This is a genomic window from Polynucleobacter nymphae (assembly GCF_018882155.1).
GTDB lineage: Bacteria > Pseudomonadota > Gammaproteobacteria > Burkholderiales > Burkholderiaceae > Polynucleobacter > Polynucleobacter nymphae.
This window is the reverse complement of sequence record NZ_JACVPA010000002.1, coordinates 235,345-257,327: the sequence shown is the minus strand read 5'-3', so window position 1 is coordinate 257,327 and position 21,983 is coordinate 235,345. Positions and strand designations below refer to the sequence as shown.

Here is a 21,983-nt window from a genome sequence, read left to right as displayed (position 1 = left end):
CTGCCTGATGGTCGATGCCTTTGACCATCGCACCCTATAAAACCATGGGTGCAACATACGGAGACATCCCTTTGAGGGGATGTGTAACAGCATGACTTTTTCTAAAGAAACTAAACCCGAGTCGAAAGACTCAAAGCCCCCTGGAATGACATTCCAGTCTTTCGCCCTAGCGGCGCCACTTCTTAAAAACGTTGCTGAGTTGGGCTTTACCCAACCCACTGATGTACAAGCTCAGGTTATTCCTGCAGCTTTAGCTGGCGGTGACTTATTGGTCAGCAGTCAAACTGGTAGCGGTAAAACCGCAGCCTTTTTATTGCCTTTGATTAATCAACTCATCGATGCTAACCCGAACAATTCACCTGTACCAGGCCGTGCACAACCTAAAGTATTAGTGCTCTGTCCTACCCGTGAATTAGCGCAACAGGTTACCGCTGATGCAGTGAACTTAGTTCGCGGCATGAAAGGTATCCGTATTGCAACCGTTATGGGTGGCATGCCTTATGGCAAGCAAATCCAAGCTCTGAAAGGTGCCTTGTTAGTTGTTGCAACCCCAGGTCGTTTACTCGACTTGTGCGATAGCAAAGCAATTCGCTTGGATGATGTTAAGCAACTCGTGATTGATGAAGCAGATCGCATGCTCGATATGGGATTTGCGGATGATCTCGAGGCGATTGATAAACGCTGTTCAGGTCGCAATCAGACTTTAATGTTCTCTGCTACCTTTGCACCCAAGATCATGTCTTTAGCTAATGCTTTGACTACCGATGCTAAGCGGATTGAGCTTGCTCACGCAGGTGAAAAGCATGCCAACATTGAACAGAAGTTGCATTGGGCTGACAGCATGTCACACAAGCACAAGTTACTTGAGCACATTTTGGCTGACGCCACTTTAGATCAAGCGGTTGTGTTTGCTAGTACCCAAGTTGAAAGCGAAAAGATCGCTGATACATTGCGCGCTAATGGCTACGAAGCAACTGCACTTCACGGTGCAATGCCTCAAGCTGTGCGTATGCGTCGCCTAGAGTCTTTGCGTAAAGGTCATACCAAGATTTTGGTAGCGACTGATGTAGCGGCTCGAGGTATTGATGTACCACGCATTAGTCACGTGATTAACTTTGGCTTGCCAATGAAACCCGAAGACTATACGCACCGCATTGGTCGTACTGGTCGCGCCGGTCGTAATGGCGTCGCTATCACTTTGGTTGAACATCGTGATCGCGCTAAGATTCGCAATATCGAGCGCTTCACACAGCAAGATATCGTGGCATCAGTGATTGCTGGCCTTGAGCCACAAGCAAAGCCTAGCTTTGGTGGTGGCGGTGGTCGTCCTGGTGGTCGCTCGGGTGGTGGTGGCGGAAACCATTCTGGTGGTGGTGGCGGTCGTTATGGCTCAGGCGCACGTTCTGAATCGCGCTTTGGTAGCGGTGGTGGCACTGGCGGCGGCAACCGTTCAGGCAATCATTTTGAAGCGCGTTCGACTGATTCTCGTTCAGCCGATTCACGTCCAGCACGTTCTGCTGACTCACGCCCTGCGCGTTCTGCTGATTCACGTCCAGCACGCTCCCCTGACTCACGTCCTGCAGGTCCACGTTTTGCTAAACCAAAGTCTGGCGGTCAACGTCGGAACTTTAGCGGTAGCTAAGAATGATTCGCCGTAATCGTCTCCGTTCTGCATGGAATCGAGTCGGTTCCGGTGAAATTCATCGGGCGCCACGAAAGTGGCAGCCTTGGCTTACTGATACTGGGTCACTCACTCAAAAAATTGAAAATGCAATTGGTCAAAAACTAGAAGTTCAAGTTTTGCGAGATTGCCCTCAATCACTCAATAGCGACGAAAGTCGCTATTTCCATTTCAAAATTAGACGCTGTAGAGTGCGTGAAGTGCTTTTATGTGCAAACAAGATTCCTGTAGTGATGGCACATAGTGTTATTCCTACCTTAAGCTCTAGTGGCAGCAATCATGCTGTTCTACGCCTAGGTACAAAGCCTTTAGGTGCCGTATTGTTTGCAAAAACACGCAAACACTCCAAAGCAAAACCGCCACGAGATATTGCGCGCTTAGATAAAAGTAGTCTCTTGTGGAAACGATGCTCCAAGAATTACTCTGAATTGAGCTCACCCTTGTGGGCGCGCCGTACCCTGTATCAGTTAAAGGGCCGACCAATATTGGTCAATGAAATTTTCCTACCCGCCTTACTAAGCTTCTTAAAAACTGAGATCACTTAGATCATTAGCCAGGCTAGGCTAGCCTTAATTAAAGCCTCGTCACCAGCCTCAGTAGTAAAAACTTCACCGAAACCAATCGCCTTTGCTGCATTGGCAATATTGTGGTGTGAACATAAGGCGCTTGCGCTTTGAAGGCCTTGTGGAAATTGATCCTTCATTACTTGACCTAAATAACGCACCGCTTCAGAAGAGGTGAGTAGCCAAAGTGATTTTGAAATGTCCATTTCACGAATCGCATGCCAAGCTGGGTTATCAAGATCCAAGGGCACGCGAGTGTATGTAGAGATGGCCTCTACTGTTGCCCCTGCTGTTACTAAAGTATCGGCCAGCCATTCTCGGCCACCCTCACCTTTGAAAATAACGATCTTCTTGCTTTGCCAATCCCAGCCAAGGCCTTGCAGCTCTTGCCATAGCCCCTCTGAATCCCAATGCTCATTATTCTTGGGGATCAATACCGGGGTGGGACTTTTCTCCTGACCAATCCCATGGTTTTGTAATGCCAGCTTGCTGCTGCCACCCATCACCCCAATCGGAATAATCTTCTTTGAAAATTCTTGCCAGTCACGCTCTAGTAAACGCATGGCACATTCAATGGCATTTGGACTAACAAAAATGGCGAGATCTGCATCTTTTAAAGTCGTGGCAATGTGATCTGCTAATTGATCATCTGTTTTGGGCACAATTGTCAGTAAAGGAAGTGAAACTATTTCTGGAAGGCTGCGCTTAGCAACCCCACTTTGCTCAATACTATTCATCAGTATCTCAATCAACTGGCGAGCTTGGCCACTAGGCCTAGTAACGACGATGGTTTTAGTACTCATCGTTACTATGATTTCTATTTAGAAATTTTGGGAATTAAATCTGCTGCGCCCTGTGCCAATAAATCTTTTGCAACGGCAAGTCCTAGCGCCTCTGCATCTTCAATCGACTGCACTCTGGCATTGCCATTAGCAATACAAATCGCTTTGCCATCTACACTTGCTACAAAAGAACGAATTTGCATCTGGCTTTGGTCCCATACAGCATGGGCTGCCAAGGGCACCTCACAGGAGCCACCGAGCTGACGAGACACCATCCGTTCTGCAGAAACAGCAAATAAAGTTGGCAAGTCATTGAGGGGTGCAAGCCATTGTTTGATATTGGGATGCTTACTTAAAGTCTCAATACCTAAAGCACCTTGACCAGCAGCTGGCGTATATGGGTCATAGGGAAGATATGCCCGAATACGGCTTTCTAGACCTAAGCGTTTTAATCCTGCTGCAGCCAAAATGATGGCTTGATACTCACCACGATCTAACTTACCCATACGGGTATCCAAATTTCCACGCAGCGGATGAATTTCTAGATGCGGGAGTTTTGCTCTTAGCACTGACTCACGACGCAAACTCGAAGTTCCTACGATCGCTCCTTTAGGTAAGTCTTCGAGAGTTGCATAGTCATTCGAGACAAATGCATCACGTGCATCTTCTCTAGCCATGACACAAGCAAGATCAAATCCCTCTGGCATCACCATCGGAACATCCTTGAGGGAGTGCACCGCCAAATCAGCACGCCCATCCTCAAGAGCAGTTTCGAGCTCCTTGACAAAAAGACCTTTACCACCCACTTTGGAAAGGGCTTTATCCAAAATCTGGTCCCCACGGGTAGTCATGCCCAAAATCTGGACATCACACTCTGGATAGAGCTTTTTTAGGCAATCTCGGACGTGTTCTGCCTGCCACATGGCTAGGCGACTTTCACGGGAGGCTATAACTAGGCGCTTTGGGGCTAGCGGGGAGGGAGAATTCAGGGTTTGGGGCATAACATTTAAAATAATAAAAGACGTACAACAATATACTGTGTTTATGAGCTCACCCAAAAATTCCTTAGATAACAAAGCCAATGCGTGGTCGGCCCGTTTTAACGAACCGGTGGACGAACTCGTTCAGCGCTATACAGCCTCTATTGGCTTTGATCAACGCTTTGCGATGGTCGATATTGCTGGGTCCCTAGCCCATGCCCAGATGTTGGCTGCCCAAAAGATCATCAGCGCTCAAGATTTAGCGGATATCCAGAAGGGAATGACTCAAATTAAGAGCGAAATTGAAGCTGGCCAGTTTGAATGGCAATTGGCATTAGAAGATGTGCACCTCAATATTGAAGCCCGCTTAACTGCCCTTGTGGGTGATGCTGGAAAACGTTTACATACTGGTCGCTCACGCAATGACCAGGTGGCTACTGATTTACGTCTGTGGTTGCGTGGCAGTGTTGATGAGATCGCTGCCACTCTAAAGACTCTGCGCAGTGCGCTACTAGATTTAGCAGAAAAGCATGCTAGCACGATCATGCCTGGCCATACTCATCTGCAAGTTGCACAACCCATTACCTTTGGTCATCACTTGATGGCTTACTTTGAAATGTTTAGTCGCGATGCAAGTCGCTTGACTGATTTGCGGGCACGTCTTAATCGTCTGCCTTTAGGTGCAGCTGCTTTGGCGGGTACTAGCTACCCAATTGATCGCGAACAAGTTGCTAAAACTCTCGGCTTTGATGGTATTTGCAATAACTCTTTAGACGCTGTATCAGATCGTGACTTTGCGATTGAGTTCTGCGCCTTTGCATCGATTTTGATGATGCACGTTTCACGCCTCTCAGAAGAGCTTGTACTCTGGCTTAGCCCGCGCTTTGGCTTTATTGACCTACCAGATCGCTTCTGCACTGGTAGTTCCATCATGCCGCAAAAGAAGAACCCTGATGTTCCTGAATTAGCACGGGGTAAGACTGGTCGTGTCTATGGCGATCTCATGTCTTTGTTAACGCTGATGAAGAGTCAGCCTCTTGCCTACAACAAGGATAACCAAGAAGATAAAGAGCCTTTATTTGATGCAGTAGATACTGTTCAAGATACGCTGCGTATCTTTGCCGACATGGTTCCTCATATTGAAGTCAAAGCCGATGTAATGAAAGCTGCTGCTAAAGAAGGTTTTTCAACAGCAACTGACTTAGCTGACTACTTGGTTAAAAAAGGCCTTGCCTTCCGCGATGCCCATGAGGCTGTTGCTCATGCTGTTAAAGCCTGTGTTGGTAGAAACTGCATGCTCACTGAATTGAGTATTTCAGAGTTGCGCTTTGCTTGCGGTCTTGATAATCGCCCCGAACTCATCGGCGATGATGTCTTTGCCTTGCTGACGGTTGATGGCTCTGTGCAATCACGTCAACATGCTGGAGGAACCGCACCTTCTCAAGTGCTTAATGCAGTCAAACGGGGTCGCGCAGATCTCTAGATGGCATGGGGTTTTGGTCCAAGCTTTCGGCGGGTATTGATCGCATAAACCAACTGCTTGGCAAGGCTGCCGGCATCATGATTCTCCTGTCCTGCATAGTATCGGCAGTTAATGCCTTACTGCGCTATGGCTTAGACATTAGCAACAACTGGCCCCTAGAACTGCAATGGTATTTATTTAGTGCAGCAGTGATGCTAGGCGCAGCCTACACCCTCAAACGTAATGAGCATGTCCGTGTAGATTTAATCTACTCACATCTTTCTGATCGTGGTCGTATTTGGGTAGATTTATTTGGCTTAGTGTTGTTCTTAATGCCAGCTTGCATTTTGTTTACATGGCTCTCATGGACAACCCTCTTCTATCCATCTTGGTTGATCATGGAGCATTCACTCAACTCTGGTGGATTAGCGCGTTACCCTATTAAATTTGTAGTACCGTTTGGCTTCTTTATGCTCAGCTTGCAGGGGCTATCAGAAATCATTAAACGTATTGGCGCACTCAAAGGTGAAATTATCCTGCCCGCCGAAGATCTTGACTACGAGAAGCCGATGCAATGATTCCATTAGAGTGGATGCCACCGCTCATGTTCAGCGGCTTAATTATCTTTATGTTAGTTGGCTTTCCAGTCGCATTTTCCCTGATGGCTGCTGGTCTATTCTTCTCAGTCATTGCTATCAGCGAAGGCTTTTTTGGTATGCCATTTTTGCAAGCCATCCCACAGCGTATTTTTGGTGGAGTACTTGCGAATGACCTTCTGCTAGCTATTCCATTCTTTACTTTTATGGGTGCCATTCTAGAGCGCTGCGGTCTTGCCGAAGAAATGCTGGACTCGATGGGTCAACTCTTTGGCAGGGTTCGCGGCGGTCTAGGTTACTCAGTCATCATTGTGGGATTTATTCTAGGTGCTATCACGGGTACTGTAGCCGCCCAAGTCATTGCCATGGCGATGATTTCTTTACCAGTGATGATGCGTTACGGCTACAACATGCGCTATGCCACAGGCGTTCTAGCAGCTTCTGGAACTATTACCCAATTAGTGCCGCCATCCTTGGTTCTGATAGTTTTAGCTGATCAACTGAAGACTCAAAGTGGCAGTGCTGATGTCGGCAGTATGTATCTTGGCGCATGGGGGCCTTCGTTACTGCAAATTACGCTCTTTGCACTCTATACCTTCATCCTCTCTCGAATCCGTCCAGACTATTTACCTCCAGTACCAGAAACTGATCTGACTCTCAAGGGTTGGGAGCTCTGGAAAAAATGTCTCATGGGAATCATCCCATCGGCAGTATTAATCTTTTTAGTTCTCGGCACTATCATGACCGGCATTGCAACCCCAACGGAATCTGGCGCGATGGGTGCGATGGGCGCTTTGCTATTGGCTTGGCTACGCAGAGCTAGCATTCCAAATCTCAAAGGTTTAATACAGGAGGCTTATCAAAACACCATGCGCATTACTGCTATGGTGGTCTTTATTCTGATTGGCTCCACTTGTTTTTCAGTAATCTTCCAAGGGGTAGATGGTGGGCATTGGGTTGAGAATCTATTCTCAGGACTACCAGGTGGCTGGATTGGCTTTCTCATTGTCGTCAATCTCTTTGTCTTTTTCTTGGCATTCTTTCTAGACTTTTTTGAGATTGCTTTCATCATCGTGCCCATGCTTGCACCAGTAGCAGTCAAACTTCTCTCGCCAGTACTGCTTGACTCTATGAACGGTAACCCGCAGGCTGCTGCTAGCGCTGCTCTCGTCTGGTTTGGAGTCATGCTGTGCGTCAATATGCAAACCTCATTTATGCATCCTCCATTTGGGTTTGCACTCTTCTATCTCAGAGGAGTTGCCCCAAAAGAAGTGAAGAGTAGTGATATCTATTGGGGTGCACTGCCATGGGTTGGATTGCAACTGATTATGGTTGCAGCAGTTGTTGCCTTCCCTGCGCTAGTCACTACTCTCTTAGATAAGCCTGCGGCAGTAGTCCAAAGCCAGGATTACAACTTCACTAGTGGTGAAGACTCGAAATCAGAGACATCTTCAAACAAGGTTGATGAAGATGCTCCGGTAACGTTTCAATTAGATAAGCCGGTTAAATAAAACTTAAAGCGTGATATCGCGCTCTTGCCTGACGCAATCAACATAGTATTCACTATGACCATCTAGATCAGCCTTAACTAGACCATGAATATCAGTCTCAAAGCCAGGGAACTTTTCATTAAAGTCTCTTGCGAAGTACAGATAGTCCACAATCCGTTTATTAAAGCGCTCGCCTGGAATCAAGAGCGGAATACCTGGTGGGTATGGCGTTACTAGCATGGCCGTTACGCGCCCTTCTAACTGATCAAGCGGCACGCGGTCGACTTCTTTATGTGCCATCTTGGCCCAAGCCTCTGAAGGCATCATCGCAGGTACCATGTCTGAGGTATACATCTCGGTCGTCATGCGTGCTACATCACGGCCTTTATAGAACTCATGAATCTGCTGACAAATATCTTTGAGCCCAACGCGCTCATAGCGTGGGTGCTTAGCCACAAACTCAGGAAGTACTTTCCATAAAGGTGCGTTCTTATCGAAGTGATCCTTGAACTGCTGCAATTCTGTCACTAAGGTATTCCAGCGCCCCTTAGTAATGCCGATGGTAAACATAATGAAGAAGGAATATAGGCCGCACTTCTCAACGATCACACCATGTTCAGCAAGATACTTGGTCACAATACTGGCAGGGATACCCGTGGAGCCAAAGTTGCCCTCGATATCTAGTCCTGGCGTAACTACCGTTGCCTTGATCGGATCAAGCATATTGAAGTCTTTAGCCAACTTACCAAAGTCATGCCAGCTTGCATTGGGCTCTAGTATCCAATCAGAGCGCTCACCAATACCTTCTTCTGCCAAGTGATCGGGTCCCCAAACCTTAAACCACCAATCTGAACCAAACTTTTCATCTACCTCACGCATGGCGCGACGGAAGTCCATAGCTTCAGCAATCGATTCTTCTACCAAGGTAGTGCCACCAGGCGACTCCATCATGGCAGCAGAAACGTCACAGGAAGCAATAATGGCGTACTGTGGGCTAGTAGAGGTGTGCATGAGATAGGCTTCATTGAAGCAATCACGATCAAGCTTGGTCTCTTCAGCATCCTGCACCAATACTTGCGAAGCTTGTGACAAACCAGCTAATAGCTTATGAGTAGATTGAGTCGCAAACATCAAACTCTTCTTAGTACGCTTACGATCAGACCCAATCGCATGCATATCTTTATAGAAAGGATGGAAGGTGGCATGCGGCAACCAGGCTTCGTCAAAGTGCAAAGAGTCAACCTTGCCATCAAGCATCTCTTTGATCATTTCGACGTTATAGATAATGCCATCGTAGGTACTCTGGGTCAGCGTCATGACGCGGGGTACAACATTCTTATTCTTGATGAACGGGTTAGCATCAATTTTCTTCTTAATGTTGGACCATTCAAACTCTTCTTTCGGAATTGGCCCAATAATGCCAAGATGATTACGGGTTGGCATTAAGAAGATAGGAATCGCGCCCATCATGGTAATCGAATGAATCACAGACTTATGGCAATTACGGTCTACCAGCACTACGTCACCAGGGGCTACAGTAGAGTGCCAAACAATTTTGTTTGATGTAGAAGTGCCATTAGTTACGAAAAACAAATGGTCTGCACTAAAGATGCGGGCAGCATTACGCTCACTCTGAAGTACTGGGCCAGTGTGGTCTAACAGTTGGCCCAACTCTTCCACAGCATTACAAACGTCAGCGCGCAACATGTTCTCGCCAAAGAATTGATGAAACATGCGGCCTACTGGGCTCTTTAAGAAAGCAACACCACCAGAGTGCCCTGGGCAATGCCAAGAATAAGAACCTTCAGAAGCGTAGTTCGTCAGCGCACGGAAGAATGGAGGTGCCAATGAATCAAGATAAACCTTGGCTTCGCGAATAATATGGCGCGCTACAAACTCTGGCGTATCTTCATTCATATGAATGAAACCATGCAATTCACGCAAGATGTCATTAGGCATATGACGTGAAGTGCGAGTTTCGCCATATAAGAAGATTGGAATATCTTCGTTACGCTTACGTACTTCGGTAATGAAGGCGCGCAAATTATTTAAGGCAGGAAGATCATGGTCTTCAGAATCAGAGTCAAACTCTTCATCGTCAATCGAAACGATAAAAGTAGATGCGCGGGAAGCTTGTTGTGCAAAAGAGGTTAGGTCACCATAGCTAGTTAAGCCAATAACCTCCATACCCTCTTGTTCAATGGCTTCCGCAAGATCGCGAATACCCGAACCAGAAATATTTTCGGAGCGAAAGTCCTCATCAATAATGATGATTGGGAAACGAAATTTCATGGCTGCCCTTTAGGTTCGCGAACTCAAATTTGAGTAGAGGAAAAATTAAGTCTTAGGCAGGGTCACGCCCTGCTGACCTTGATACTTACCACCGCGGTCTTTATAAGATGTGCCGCAAATCTCATCACTCTCAAAAAAGAGAACTTGCGCGCATCCTTCGCCGGCATAAATCTTTGCAGGTAATGGTGTGGTGTTAGAAAACTCTAAAGTGACATAGCCTTCCCACTCAGGCTCAAATGGGGTGACATTCACAATAATGCCGCAACGGGCATAGGTACTTTTGCCAACGCAAATAGTTAATACGCTGCGTGGAATCTTAAAATACTCAACGGTTCTTGCTAAAGCAAATGAATTTGGTGGGATGATACAAACGTCACCTCTGAAATCCACAAAAGATTGCTCGTCGAAATTCTTCGGATCAACAATGGTGCTGTTGATGTTCGTGAAGATCTTGAACTCGTCTGCGCAACGAATATCGTAGCCATAGCTTGAGGTGCCATAGCTCACGATTTTGTTGCCAGCAGCGTCTTGGCGAATTTGTCCAGGCTCGAACGGGCTGATCATGCCTTGTTCGCCCATGCGGCGGATCCAGTGGTCAGATTTAATAGTCATGGCCGAATTGTAAAACCTTCGTAGCCCTTACCGACCATTTATCGAGTTCTGAGTGCTAAAAATTAGCTGTTTTTGGTAAAAATGACTCGCTCAGGGGCGTTATAGATCTCAAAGTGTTTGCCGGAGCAACGAGATAGGATGGTGAGGTTAGTTTTACGGGCCAGCTCTAGACCCATAAGAGTCACTCCCGAGCGGGTTAGGAGGAAAGGGACGCCCATCTGAGCTCCCTTAATTACCATCTCTGAAGTGAGGCGCCCGGTAGTAAAGAAGATCAAATCCTTTCCGGATTTATTGGCCAACCACATCAAGCCAGAAATTGAATCCACTGCGTTATGACGTCCCACATCTTCAATAAAGTGGAGAAGCTTCACCCCATCATCGCCCACCCTCTCGAATACAGCACAGGCATGAACCGAGCCAGACCTCTTATAAATTGAATCATGAACGCGTATGGCATCAATTAAGGCGACGATTGCCTCTTGAGTAAGCTTAGGCCCATCTGGAAGCGCAATTGCAGATATCTCCTCCATCAAGCCACCAAACATAGTGCCCTGACCGCAGCCAGTGGTGACGACCCGCTTACTCGTCAAAGCATCAATATCCACTGTGCTGCGACGAGTCTTGACGGCAGCAGAATCAGTCTCCCAATCAACCTGAATACTCTCGATATCGTCCGGAGACTCCACTAAACGCTGATTACGCAAATAACCTAGTACCAAGGCTTCAGGAGCGCTACCTAGGGTCATTAAAGTCACAACCTCGCGCTTATCCAAATAAATAGTTAATGAGCGCTCCCCGGGGATATGGGTTAACTTCTTCCTACCCGCCTCATCCAATACCTCGACCTCGTGCACCAAAGGCACGGAGGCGCTAGACATCTGAATATTGGGCTTTACGACCATGAAATACTTTCTGAATCAAGGAAAAATTGAAGACTTCGCGGTCTTTACTTTAACCGCAGACTAAAATCACTGCACAAGCTTGCATAATTACGTATTACCCCTAATTTAACCTTCTTATTTAAGTCCGTATTACATGAGTAGCTCCCAGCGTCGCCTTCTAGTCACCTCTGCCTTACCGTATGCCAATGGTCAGATCCATATTGGCCATTTGGTGGAATATGTGCAGACTGATATTTGGGTGCGCTTTCAACGGATGCGTGGCCATGAGGTTCATTACGTTGGTGCCGATGATACCCACGGCACTCCAATCATGTTGCGTGCAGAAAAAGAAGGAATTACTCCAAAGGAGTTAATCGCCAATGTTTGGAAAGAGCATAAGCGCGACTTTGATAACTTTCTGATTTCATTTGACAACTACTACACCACCGATAGTCCTGAGAATGAAAAACTTGCTCAAAGCATCTATCTGAAATTACGGGATGCTGGCCTGATTGAAAAGCGTGCTATCGAACAAGCTTACGACCCCATCAAAGAAATGTTCTTGCCGGATCGCTTTATTAAAGGCGAATGCCCTAAATGTGGTGCCAAAGATCAATATGGTGACAACTGTGAAAAATGCGGTGCTACCTACTCGCCTACTGATCTGAAGAATCCTGTTTCAGTAGTGAGTGGTGCCACACCGATCAAAAAAATCTCTGATCACTACTTCTTTAAGTTATCTGACCCTCGTTGCGAAACCTTCTTACGCGAGTGGACTCAAGTTAAAACGCCATTACAGCCCGAAGCACGCAATAAGATGAAGGAGTGGGTTGGCCAACCAGGCGAAAGTAAGCTGAGCGACTGGGATATTTCTCGCGATGCCCCCTATTTTGGTTTTGAGATCCCCGATGCGCCAGGCAAATACTTCTACGTCTGGCTTGATGCCCCAATTGGCTACTATGCCAGCTTCCTCAATTATTGCCAGGCTAAAGGCTTGAACTTTGATGAGTGGGTCAAACCCGATACAACCACTGAGCAATACCATTTCATTGGCAAAGATATTTTATATTTCCATACTCTTTTCTGGCCCGCTACTCTGAAATTTGCAGGCTATCGCACACCAACCAATGTATTTGCTCATGGTTTCTTAACGGTTGATGGTGAAAAGATGAGTAAGTCACGCGGCACTTTGATCTCTGCTAACAGCGTGATTGAGTGTGGCTTTAATCCTGAGTGGTTCCGCTATTACTTCGCAACCAAACTCAATGACAGTATGGAAGATTTAGATTTAAATCTACAAGACTTTGTCGCGCGGGTGAATAGTGATTTATTAGGTAAGTACATCAATATTGCGAGTCGTAGCGCAGGATTTTTAGTAAAGCGTTTTGGTGGTGTTGTATCTGATGAAGCAATGAATCATCCATTGCTCAAAGAGATTGCTAGTGCTAGTGAAAAAATTGCAACGCTTTATGAAGCACGTGAATATGCAAAAGCTTTGCGCACCATCATGGACTTGGCTGACAAGATCAATGGCTTTGTTGATGAAAACAAACCTTGGGAAATTGCTAAAGACCCCGCTCGTGAGACCGACTTACAGCGAGTTTGCAGCATTACCTTAGAGGCTTTCCGCATGCTCAGCCTCTATCTCAAACCAGTTATTCCACAAGTTGCTGAAGGTGTAGAAGAGTTCCTCTCCATCCCTTCTCAATCTTGGAGCGATATCAATGCACCGCTTTCTAGTAAGCATCCGATCAAGGCTTATAAGCATCTAATGACCCGGGTAGAAGCTCCTCAAATTGAAGCTTTGCTAGCTGCAAACTTGTAAAAATAGCCCTAAAAAGCACCTATAATGACGGGTGTAGTCCCCTGACGACTTTTGGAATTAAACACTATAAGTTGTTGAATTTATTGAGTATTTTAGGAAATACCATGGCAAGATATCAATCTGAATTTACCCAGTTCTTAAGTGAACTCAAGTCCGAGAAGCCACAGCTCGAGGCAGACCAACAAGCTGGTCGGGCGCTGTTGTGGGATAAAGAGCCATTAAGCGCTGAAGATCAGCGCCGTGCTAAAGCTGCCAAATTAAAACAACGCGCTTACGTTTATTCGAATGACTAATTCAGGTAATGAGCCAAGTACTCAGCCAATATCCGCTTTACTAGATAGCACCCCATCTGTAACTGATGGGATGTCGGAAGCATTCGCCAAACTGTATGGCGAACCTCTCTTTAAGCTCCCTACTGATCTTTATATTCCACCAGATGCGCTAGAAGTTTTTCTAGAAGCATTTGAAGGTCCACTAGATCTTTTGCTTTATCTCATTCGCAAACAGAATTTCAACGTACTTGATATTCCAATGGCACAGGTTACTCATCAATACCTGATCTATATCGATCAAATTCGCCATACCAATCTTGAGCTTGCTGCCGAGTATTTATTGATGGCAGCAATGTTGATCGAAATTAAATCTCGCATGCTATTGCCGATGAAGAAGGCCGATAGCGAAGAAGAAGTGGATGATCCACGTGCAGAATTGGTTCGTCGCCTCTTGGAGTACGAACGTATGAAGCTTGCTGCTCAAGAGCTTGACCAAATTCCACAACAAGGGCGTGACTTCCAAATAGCACATGGCTTTGTGGACACAACCGTTGCCATTACCTGGCCGGAAGTGAATTTAGACGATTTACAAATGGCTTGGCGTGATGTTCTCCATCGTGCCAAACTCAATCAACACCACACTATCACCCGTGAACAATTATCTGTCCGTGACTTCATGACTCGAATTTTGCGTCGCCTGCAAAGTACCCGTTTCATCGAGTTTAGTGAACTATTTGAAGATGCAATTAAATCTGGTGAAGGCGTCCCAGTGGTGATCGTCAATTTCATTGCAATGCTTGAGCTCTCACGTGAAGCTTTAATAGAAATTACTCAAGCAGAGCCCTATGCTCCCATTTACGTGCGTCTGGCCTACACTCCTGTTGCATGAAAATTATTAGCGATATTCAGGAGTTGCGCGACCATTTGCGCGGTCAAACCCGCGCCTCATTTGTACCAACCATGGGTAACTTGCATGAAGGTCATTTATCACTCATGCGTCTGGCAAGACAGCATGGTGACCCCGTAGTTGCCAGCATCTTCGTCAATCGCCTACAATTTGGCCCCAATGAAGACTTTGATAGCTATCCACGCACTATGCAAGCGGATATCGAGAAGCTTGAAAAAGAAGGTGTGTATATCTTGTTTGCGCCAACTGAGCGTGATCTTTATCCTCAGCCACAAGAATACCGCGTAGATCCACCACAGCAACTTGGGGACATCCTTGAAGGTGAATTTCGCCCCGGCTTCTTTAAGGGTGTTTGCACAGTGGTATTAAAACTCTTTTCTTGTGTTCAACCCAAGGTTGCCGTATTTGGAAAAAAAGATTACCAGCAGTTGATGATTATTCGTCAAATGGCGAAACAGTTTGCATTGCCAGTCAATATCGTGCCCGGCGAAACCATCCGCGCTGATGATGGTTTAGCGCTCTCCTCTCGTAACAGCTTCCTTACAGCAAGCGAACGTGCAGAGGCCCCTGAATTACAAAGAGCATTAAAAGAAGTTCGTGAACAGGTTCTACAACTGGGCTCGCGCAATATCAACACCTTATCTGAAATTGAAAAAGTAGCTGTTGCGAAGTTAGTTGGGCGAGGTTGGCAACCAGACTACATCGCCATTCGACAGCAAAGTGATTTAGCGCCTGCTTCCAATGAAAGCCTGCAAGCAGGAGAGTCATTGGTGATTCTCACCGCAGCCAAAATTGGTAAAACGCGCTTGATTGATAACTTAGAGATTTAATCTCTTAGATCATTCTTACAGGGTAAAGAACTGCCCCACCTCTACGCTCAATTCTTTAGCCAAGTCAGCTCCACTCACTTTGCCTGCGGCACCCTTGGCCTTGAGGACTTCAATCTGTCCACCATGGCAAGCCACGAAGAATGAATCTAAAGTGATTTGCGTGATTTCACCTGGCTTACCTCTAACAGCGCCAAAGGTAGCAGCGACATGTTTGTGGCAATCGTAGATCTGGACCTTTTGCTCCCCAAACTTCGTCCAAGCTCCAGGAGCTGGGTTACAAGCTCGGATTAGGCTGTAGATTTGAGTAATGTGGGTTGCCCAATGAATCTGCGCAGCGTCAACACCAAACCAACCTTCGTAGTTTGCCTGTGATTCATCTTGCACAATTTCTTGATGCTTGCCCGCTACTACTAGATCAGCTGCCTCTAGTAATGCTTTCACGCCAATTGGAAATAAGTGATCGAAGTAAATTTTGCCTAAGGTGTCATTAGGGCCAATTACTACTTCTTTTTGCAAAATCACTGCACCCTCATCTAAACCATCTGATGGACGGAAGATCGTTAAGCCTATCTTGTCTTCTCCCAATGCAATTGCCCAATTGATTGCGCTTGGGCCACGATATTTTGGTAGCAAGGATGGGTGATACTGAATCGTGCCGTGCTTTGGAATCTTGCAGAGCTCTTGCGGAACAAATTGCAGCACATAGGCCATCGCACAGATATCAGCATGACTATCGATCATGGCCTGAGCAGCCTCAGGACCTTTCAAAGAGGCAAACTGTAAAAGGTTTAGACCTCTTGCAAGCGCTGCTTCTTTCAGTACCTCAGGTTTACTTGACTTGGGATTATCGGGTGGACAAAAAACAGCAACCACTTCGTCGCCCCGATCTAAAAAAGCCTCTAAAGCAGCTTTACCAAAATCCGCACTCCCAATCAACGCAACTCGCATCTTAGATGACCTTATCGTGATGTAAGGTCTTTAACTCTTCATTGGTATAACCCAACTCACTCAAAATTTCATTAGTATGCTCACCTAAGAGTGGTGAACGCGTCACTTCAGTTGGGCTATCGGACATCTTAATTGGGTTGCCAACAGTAAGATACTTTCCACGAATTGGGTGATCTACTTCGACAACGGTACCGGTAGCACGCAATGAAGGCTCTTCAGCAATTTCTTTCATGGATAGAATCGGGCCACATGGAACATCGAACTGATTCAAGATGTCCATGACCTCAAACTTGCTCATCGTCATTGTCCATTTTTCGATCTCGCCAAAGATCTCCATTAAATGGGGTAAGCGCGCCATTGGTGATGAAAAACGAGCGTCAGTAATCCAGTCTTCACGACCAATCACTTTGCAAATGGCTTCCCATACAGGGGCTTGAACTACCACGTAAATATAGGAGTTTGGATCAGTTTCCCAGCCTTTACATTTCACAATCCAGCCTGGCTGACCGCCGCCAGAGGCATTACCAGCTCGAGGCACGGCCTCGCCGAACTTACCATTTGGAAACTGTGGATACTCTTGCATGATGCCAACGCGATCGAGACGCTGCTGATCACGCAACTTCACGCGACATAAATTTAATACCGCATCTTGCATGGCTGCCAATACTTTTTGGCCGCGGCCAGAGTGGGTTCGTTGATACAGCGCAGTCACAATACCGAGGGCTAAATGCAAGCCAGTACCGCTATCACCAATTTGCGCACTGGTCACCATCGGAGGACCATCATCAAAACCAGTGGTTGATGCAGATCCGCCAGCACATTGCGCTACGTTCTCATACACTTTGCAATCTTCATAAGGACCAGGACCAAAACCTTTGACAGAAGCCATAATCATCATTGGATTGAGTTCTTGAATACGTTCCCAAGAAAATCCCATACGATCTAGTGCACCCGGTGCAAAGTTTTCAACTAAGACGTCACACTCTTTAATCAAGCGTTCCAGAATTTCTTTACCCTTGAGAGTTTTAGTATTAACGGTGATCGATCGCTTATTGTGGTTGAGCATCGTAAAATACAAGCTATCTGCATCTGGAATGTCACGCAGTTGACCACGTGTTGCATCTCCCTCGCCAGATTTTTCCACCTTGATCACATCTGCCCCAAACCAAGCGAGTAACTGCGTGCAGGTTGGTCCAGATTGAACGTGAGTAAAGTCGAGGATTTTGACCCCGTCTAGTGCTTTTGCCATGGCTTAAGTCCTAATAAAAATGAGAATTTTGAAATTTCGACAATTCTACCAGTGGGCAATCAGCTTAAATAGCACTTGCCCGATTTTTGGGCATAGATCTACTTAGGCCTTCAATTAGCGCTTCCTAAGAGCTATATGAGGCTAAAGCTAGCGGCTTTCAAGGTCAGAGATACGCTGCTTGAGAGTCTTCTCCTGGGCATAGCGCTCAGTCTCATCCCGAATCAATGCCACGATGCCATTAACTTTGTGATTCTCATCAAACAGCATGCCAACCGTAAACGCTATGGAAAGCATGCTGCCACTCTTATGGAGAGCCGGCACCTTTAATAATGATGAGCCATAGCGAGTGATCCCTGTTTCCATGGACTTGCGGCAGCCTTCGTTGTGCCGATGACGTTGGCGCTCTGGAACAATCAAATCCAAAGTATTGCCCAAAGCCTCTTCTTCTGAGTAACCAAAGATACGAGTAGCAGCAGGATTCCACAGCACAATTTTTTCATGGGCATCGACAACGATGATCGCGTCTCCGATGCACTCTACTAATTGGCTTAAATCAATATTGGTAATCATAATCTCAGTCTATAGTAGTTTGCGTGTGTCATTTTTCTTTTCTCTCTGAAAAATAAAAAAGGCGCCCCGCAGGAGCGCCTTCCAAATATCAGCGATGAATGCTCGCTATTAAACTGCTTTAGCTGTGTGCAATTTAGCGATGTCATCAGCACTGTAGCCAAGGTCAGCCAACACTTCATCAGTGTGCTCACCCAATACAGGAGATGGTTTCACTTCCACTTCCAAATCAGAGAACTTAATTGGGCTACCAATAGTCAAATACTTACCACGTACTTTGTGATCAACCTCAACGATTGAGCCGCTCTTACGCAAATCAGGCGAGTTAGCTAATTCTTTCATGGAGAGAACTGGAGCACATGGAATATCAAACTTGCGGAGGATATCCACAGCTTCATACTTAGTCTTATCCTTAAGCCAATCTTCAATGACTGCGAAGATATCAAAAATCTTGTCTTGACGAGCTTCAGCAGTCATATAGGCTGGATCTGTTGCCCACTCTGGTTTACCCAAAGCAGTTGTAATAGGCTCCCATGCGTGACCTTGAATCGTGAAATAGATGTAAGCGTTTGGATCAGTTTCCCAGCCCTTACACTTCAACACCCAACCTGGCTGACCGCCACCACCAGCGTTACCGCCGCGTGGAACTACGTCAGTAAAGGAACCGTGTGGGTACTGTGGATACTCTTCTAAGTAACCGATTTTGTCCAAACGCTGTTGATCGCGCAACTTCACACGGCATAAGTTCAATACAGCATCTTGCATTGAGCAAGAAACTTTTTGACCTTTGCCAGTTTTTTGACGTTGCATCAAGGCGGTCAGAATACCAATTGCTAAATGCATACCAGTATTAGAGTCGCCCAAAGCTGCTGCAGAAACTGTAGGAGGGCCATCCCAGAAACCAGTAGTAGAAGCAGCACCACCAGCACACTGAGCAACGTTCTCATACACTTTTAAGTCTTCATATGAGTGGCCATCGCTAAAGCCTTTTACTGATGCCAAGATCATTTTTGGATTGAGTTCTTGAATGCGCTTCCAAGAGAAGCCCATACGATCTAAAGCGCCAGGTCCAAAGTTCTCAACCATTACATCGGAAACTTTGATCATCTTTTCTAATACTTCCTTGCCTTCTTGAGTCTTAGTGTCGAGCGTCAAGGAACGCTTGTTACCGTTAAGCATCGTGAAGTACAAAGCATCGGCGCCTGGGATATCACGTAATTGACTACGAGTAACGTCGCCAGAACCTGGACGCTCAACCTTAATCACGTCAGCTCCATAAAATCCCAATAATTGAGTGCATGCAGGACCTGCTTGTACGTGGGTGAAGTCAATAATACGAATACCGTCTAATGGTTTAGTCATGTTTGTTTCTCCTTGAGTGTTACTTATTTATTGCTTAATTGAGTCTAAAAATATTAACTTTTACTTTTAATTGCTAATCGCTACTTATTTCTTTCCAGCTGCAGTCGATGGGTTCAAGTTCGTCAAACGTCCACTTTCAGTACCTGCGGTTTCATCAATAACAGCATTGATGAGAGCCGGTTTACCAGCAGCAATCGCTTCTGTTAATGCCGCTTCTAATTCTGCTGGGGTGGTGACGTAATAGCCTACCCCACCAAATGCTTCCATCATCTTGTCGTAACGAGCATTTTTTATGAATACAGTTGGGGCCACATCAGTGCCACCAGTAGGATTCTTATCGGTGCCACGGTATACGCCGTTGTTATTGAAAACAATCGTCGTGATTGGTAAGTTGTAACGGCAAATGGTCTCTAATTCCATACCACTAAAACCAAATGCGCTATCGCCCTCGACTGCAACTGTTGGCAAACCGCTAGTAACTGCAGCGCCAATCGCATAGCCCATGCCGATGCCCATGATGCCCCAAGTGCCAGAGTCAAAACGCTTACGCGGCTTGTACATATCGACAATCGCGCGGCAATAGTCGAGTGTATTTGCGCCCTCGTTAACCAAGTTCACATCTGGGTTCTTCTTAATCACATCACGAATGGCACGCAATGCACCATGGAAGTTCATTGGGCTTGCTTCTTTGGCAAGAGTTTCTGCCATCTTCGCAGTGTTCTTATCTTTCTTCTCATTAATCGCTGCAATCCATTCAGCGCTTGGCTTAGGAATAGAAGCAACGCCTTTTAAGAGTTCGCTAACACATGAACCAATATCGCCAATCAATGGTGCAGCGATCTGCACGTTGCTATCGACTTCATTTGCCTGAATATCAATCTGAATAAATTTCTTAGGCTCTTTACCCCAGGTCTTGCCTTTACCGTGCGCAAGTAACCAGTTCAAACGCGCGCCAACCAACATCACTGCATCAGCCTCAGCCAACACAAATGAACGTGCTGCAGAAGCAGATTGCGGATGATTGTCAGGTAACAAACCTTTGGCCATCGACATTGGTAAGTAAGGAATGCCAGACTTTTCGATCAAGTCACGAATCTCTTTATCTGCTTGGGCATAAGCAGCGCCTTTACCCAACAGAATCAATGGACGCTTAGCGCCTTTCAGTACGTCTAAAGCGCGTGCTACAGCATCAGCAGCTGGAATCTGGCGTGGTACTGGATCGATCACTTTGAAGATAGATTTCTTAGCTTCTTCAACTGGCATGGTTTGGGCCAATAACTGAGCTGGCAAGTCTAAATAAACTCCGCCTGGCCGACCAGAAACTGCTGCACGAATCGCACGAGCAAAACCAATGCCAATATCTTCAATGTGGTTGATGCGGTATGCAGCTTTGCAATATGGCTTAGCTGCATTGAGCTGGTCCATCTCTTCGTAATCACCCTGCTGTAAGTCAACGATTTCACGCTCACTCGAGCCAGAAATCAAAATCATTGGGAAACAGTTCACAGTAGCGTTCGCCAATGCGGTTAAACCATTCAAGAAACCTGGTGCAGAAACAGTCATGCAAATACCAGGTTGCTGAGTCATGTAACCAGCAATTGCAGCTGCGTTACCAGCGTGTTGCTCATGACGGAAACCAATAAAGCGGATGCCTTCTGCCTGAGCCAAACGACATAAGTCAGTAATTGGAATACCAACTAGACCAAAAATGGTGTTGAGGTCATTTGCTTTTAAAGCGTCAATGACAAGATGAAAGCCATCGGTTAATTGTGTGTTTTGATTATCTGTGGTCATAGAATTTAATATCAATTGCAGATCACCACTTGGTGATGGACTGATGCAATTTAGCTTTCGCTAGCTTCTCCAATAAAGTTATTAATCGCACTGCGGGTATTAGTCCCCGCTTAGGCAGTGATGAATATTAGGCTTGGGGTGGTCGTTCATCATTGACTTCGGTCAATTTCCCCCTAATTCAAGAGGCCCAAACCCATAAAACCTATATAAAAAGCTCTTTATGCTTTGTTTTAAGGCGGCTCAAGGTCTCCGGAGAGAGGTTGAGGTAGGAAGCTAGCTCTTTTTTGGGGAGTAGCTCAAATAAGTCTTCATATTTACGCAGGAAACGCTCTACCCGGCCTGGGGCATCGAGCATGTGCAAAGTAATGGTATGAGCCATGATCTCACTCATCAGCCGCATGACTTCAAATTCAAAGCTTTCTTTGAGAGACTTGTGCTGCTCCAGGAATTCAGCCCATTTTTTAAGAGGCATCCGGGCCACGCGGGCCTTAGTGACACTGGCGATGCTATAGGGGGCGGCAGTCTTTAGGCGCCAAGCAGCATAGCTAGTCTCAATATCTTTTTCAATGGCAAAACGCAGGATCATTTCCTTAGCGTCAGCACTAGACACAATGCGCTTCAGAATCCCATCTAAAACAAAGTATTGTTCCATTTGGTGATCACCTTGGTGCAGCACAATTTCTGATTTTCTGAGGTCTGAGATCTCTAAATGGCGCTCCAAATCGGCCATCACATCCTGATCCAAGCTTTTTAAGACTGAGTTTTGACTCAACTGAAGGCGAATCAGGTTTTTTTCGGGGTGCTTATCTAATGCTGTCATAAATCATTAATCCTAAGTTCTCTATTGTAGGCTTTTTTACCCTTAATTTAAGTGAATATCCTTCAAAATA

General features: G+C 46.1%; 20 protein-coding genes. 9 read left to right on the top strand and 11 right to left on the bottom strand.

The window, feature by feature from the left end; translation table 11 throughout:
• Positions 1–91 precede the first annotated feature (91 nt).
• Positions 92–1,642, top strand: coding sequence for a DEAD/DEAH box helicase (locus ICN29_RS09795; RefSeq protein ID WP_216132714.1), 1,551 nt, complete (start codon positions 92–94; stop codon positions 1,640–1,642).
• 2 nt (positions 1,643–1,644) lie between these two features.
• Complete coding sequence (locus ICN29_RS09790) at positions 1,645–2,226, top strand: chorismate--pyruvate lyase family protein (protein WP_216132712.1); 582 nt, start codon at positions 1,645–1,647, stop codon at positions 2,224–2,226.
• Here ICN29_RS09790 and ICN29_RS09785 read toward each other — a convergent pair.
• Positions 2,223–3,047, bottom strand: a complete 825-nt coding sequence (locus ICN29_RS09785) for a uroporphyrinogen-III synthase (RefSeq protein WP_216132710.1) — start codon at positions 3,045–3,047, stop codon at positions 2,223–2,225. The two genes, ICN29_RS09790 and ICN29_RS09785, sit on opposite strands and share 4 nt — an antisense overlap.
• 14 nt (positions 3,048–3,061) lie before the next feature.
• Complete coding sequence (gene hemC / locus ICN29_RS09780; RefSeq protein ID WP_216132708.1) at positions 3,062–4,027, bottom strand: hydroxymethylbilane synthase; 966 nt, start codon at positions 4,025–4,027, stop codon at positions 3,062–3,064.
• A 43-nt stretch (positions 4,028–4,070) separates the two neighbouring features.
• Here hemC and argH point away from each other — a divergent pair, with 43 nt between their 5' ends.
• The 3 genes from argH to ICN29_RS09765 are packed head-to-tail and all read left to right on the top strand — an operon-like array spanning position 4,071 to position 7,575.
• Entirely contained in the window at positions 4,071–5,489 is a 1,419-nt protein-coding gene (gene argH, locus ICN29_RS09775) for an argininosuccinate lyase (protein WP_216132706.1), read from the top strand.
• 5 nt (positions 5,490–5,494) lie between these two features.
• Positions 5,495–6,046, top strand: a complete 552-nt coding sequence (locus ICN29_RS09770; RefSeq protein WP_216132704.1) for a TRAP transporter small permease subunit — start codon at positions 5,495–5,497, stop codon at positions 6,044–6,046.
• Positions 6,043–7,575 (top strand): TRAP transporter large permease, encoded by a 1,533-nt coding sequence (locus tag ICN29_RS09765; protein ID WP_216132702.1) that lies wholly within the window; start codon positions 6,043–6,045, stop codon positions 7,573–7,575. The genes ICN29_RS09770 and ICN29_RS09765 overlap by 4 nt, the downstream gene beginning before the upstream one ends.
• 3 nt (positions 7,576–7,578) lie before the next feature.
• Here ICN29_RS09765 and ICN29_RS09760 read toward each other — a convergent pair whose 3' ends face one another.
• The 3 genes from ICN29_RS09760 to ICN29_RS09750 form a co-directional block, all read right to left on the bottom strand.
• Positions 7,579–9,846: an arginine/lysine/ornithine decarboxylase gene (locus tag ICN29_RS09760; protein ID WP_216132700.1), complete on the bottom strand. Its 2,268-nt coding sequence runs from the start codon at positions 9,844–9,846 to the stop codon at positions 7,579–7,581.
• 45 nt (positions 9,847–9,891) lie between these two features.
• Complete coding sequence (gene dcd, locus ICN29_RS09755; protein ID WP_216132698.1) at positions 9,892–10,458, bottom strand: dCTP deaminase; 567 nt, start codon at positions 10,456–10,458, stop codon at positions 9,892–9,894.
• A gap of 62 nt (positions 10,459–10,520) precedes the next feature.
• Positions 10,521–11,360 carry a formate dehydrogenase accessory sulfurtransferase FdhD gene (locus ICN29_RS09750; RefSeq protein ID WP_216132696.1) on the bottom strand — a complete coding sequence of 280 codons (840 nt, stop codon included), beginning with the start codon at positions 11,358–11,360 and terminating at the stop codon, positions 10,521–10,523.
• A gap of 133 nt (positions 11,361–11,493) precedes the next feature.
• Here ICN29_RS09750 and metG point away from each other — a divergent pair, with 133 nt between their 5' ends.
• The 4 genes from metG to panC all read left to right on the top strand — a co-directional run bounded on the left by metG (position 11,494) and on the right by panC (position 15,173).
• A complete protein-coding gene (gene metG / locus ICN29_RS09745) occupies positions 11,494–13,164 on the top strand; it encodes a methionine--tRNA ligase (RefSeq protein ID WP_216132694.1) in 1,671 nt (556 codons plus the stop codon).
• Between the two features lie 104 nt (positions 13,165–13,268).
• Positions 13,269–13,457: a DUF3460 family protein gene (locus tag ICN29_RS09740; protein WP_216132692.1), complete on the top strand. Its 189-nt coding sequence runs from the start codon at positions 13,269–13,271 to the stop codon at positions 13,455–13,457.
• Complete coding sequence (locus ICN29_RS09735) at positions 13,450–14,325, top strand: segregation and condensation protein A (protein WP_216132690.1); 876 nt, start codon at positions 13,450–13,452, stop codon at positions 14,323–14,325. Before ICN29_RS09740 ends, ICN29_RS09735 begins: the two co-directional genes overlap by 8 nt.
• On the top strand, positions 14,322–15,173 hold the full coding sequence (gene panC / locus ICN29_RS09730; RefSeq protein WP_216132688.1) for a pantoate--beta-alanine ligase: 852 nt from the start codon (positions 14,322–14,324) through the stop codon (positions 15,171–15,173). Before ICN29_RS09735 ends, panC begins: the two co-directional genes overlap by 4 nt.
• 15 nt (positions 15,174–15,188) lie before the next feature.
• Here the strand turns inward: panC and ICN29_RS09725 are convergent, their stop codons facing one another.
• The 6 genes from ICN29_RS09725 to ICN29_RS09700 form a co-directional block, all read right to left on the bottom strand.
• On the bottom strand, positions 15,189–16,121 hold the full coding sequence (locus tag ICN29_RS09725) for a methionyl-tRNA formyltransferase (protein WP_216132686.1): 933 nt from the start codon (positions 16,119–16,121) through the stop codon (positions 15,189–15,191).
• A gap of 1 nt (position 16,122) precedes the next feature.
• On the bottom strand, positions 16,123–17,370 hold the full coding sequence (gene frc, locus ICN29_RS09720; protein ID WP_216132684.1) for a formyl-CoA transferase: 1,248 nt from the start codon (positions 17,368–17,370) through the stop codon (positions 16,123–16,125).
• A gap of 147 nt (positions 17,371–17,517) precedes the next feature.
• Positions 17,518–17,940: a PAS domain-containing protein gene (locus tag ICN29_RS09715; RefSeq protein WP_216132682.1), complete on the bottom strand. Its 423-nt coding sequence runs from the start codon at positions 17,938–17,940 to the stop codon at positions 17,518–17,520.
• Between the two features lie 108 nt (positions 17,941–18,048).
• Positions 18,049–19,299, bottom strand: a complete 1,251-nt coding sequence (gene frc / locus ICN29_RS09710; protein WP_216132680.1) for a formyl-CoA transferase — start codon at positions 19,297–19,299, stop codon at positions 18,049–18,051.
• A gap of 84 nt (positions 19,300–19,383) precedes the next feature.
• Entirely contained in the window at positions 19,384–21,093 is a 1,710-nt protein-coding gene (gene oxc / locus ICN29_RS09705) for an oxalyl-CoA decarboxylase (RefSeq protein ID WP_216132678.1), read from the bottom strand.
• Positions 21,094–21,295: 202 nt separating this feature from the next.
• Positions 21,296–21,913 carry a Crp/Fnr family transcriptional regulator gene (locus tag ICN29_RS09700; protein ID WP_216132676.1) on the bottom strand — a complete coding sequence of 206 codons (618 nt, stop codon included), beginning with the start codon at positions 21,911–21,913 and terminating at the stop codon, positions 21,296–21,298.
• Between the last annotated feature and the right edge of the window lie 70 nt (positions 21,914–21,983).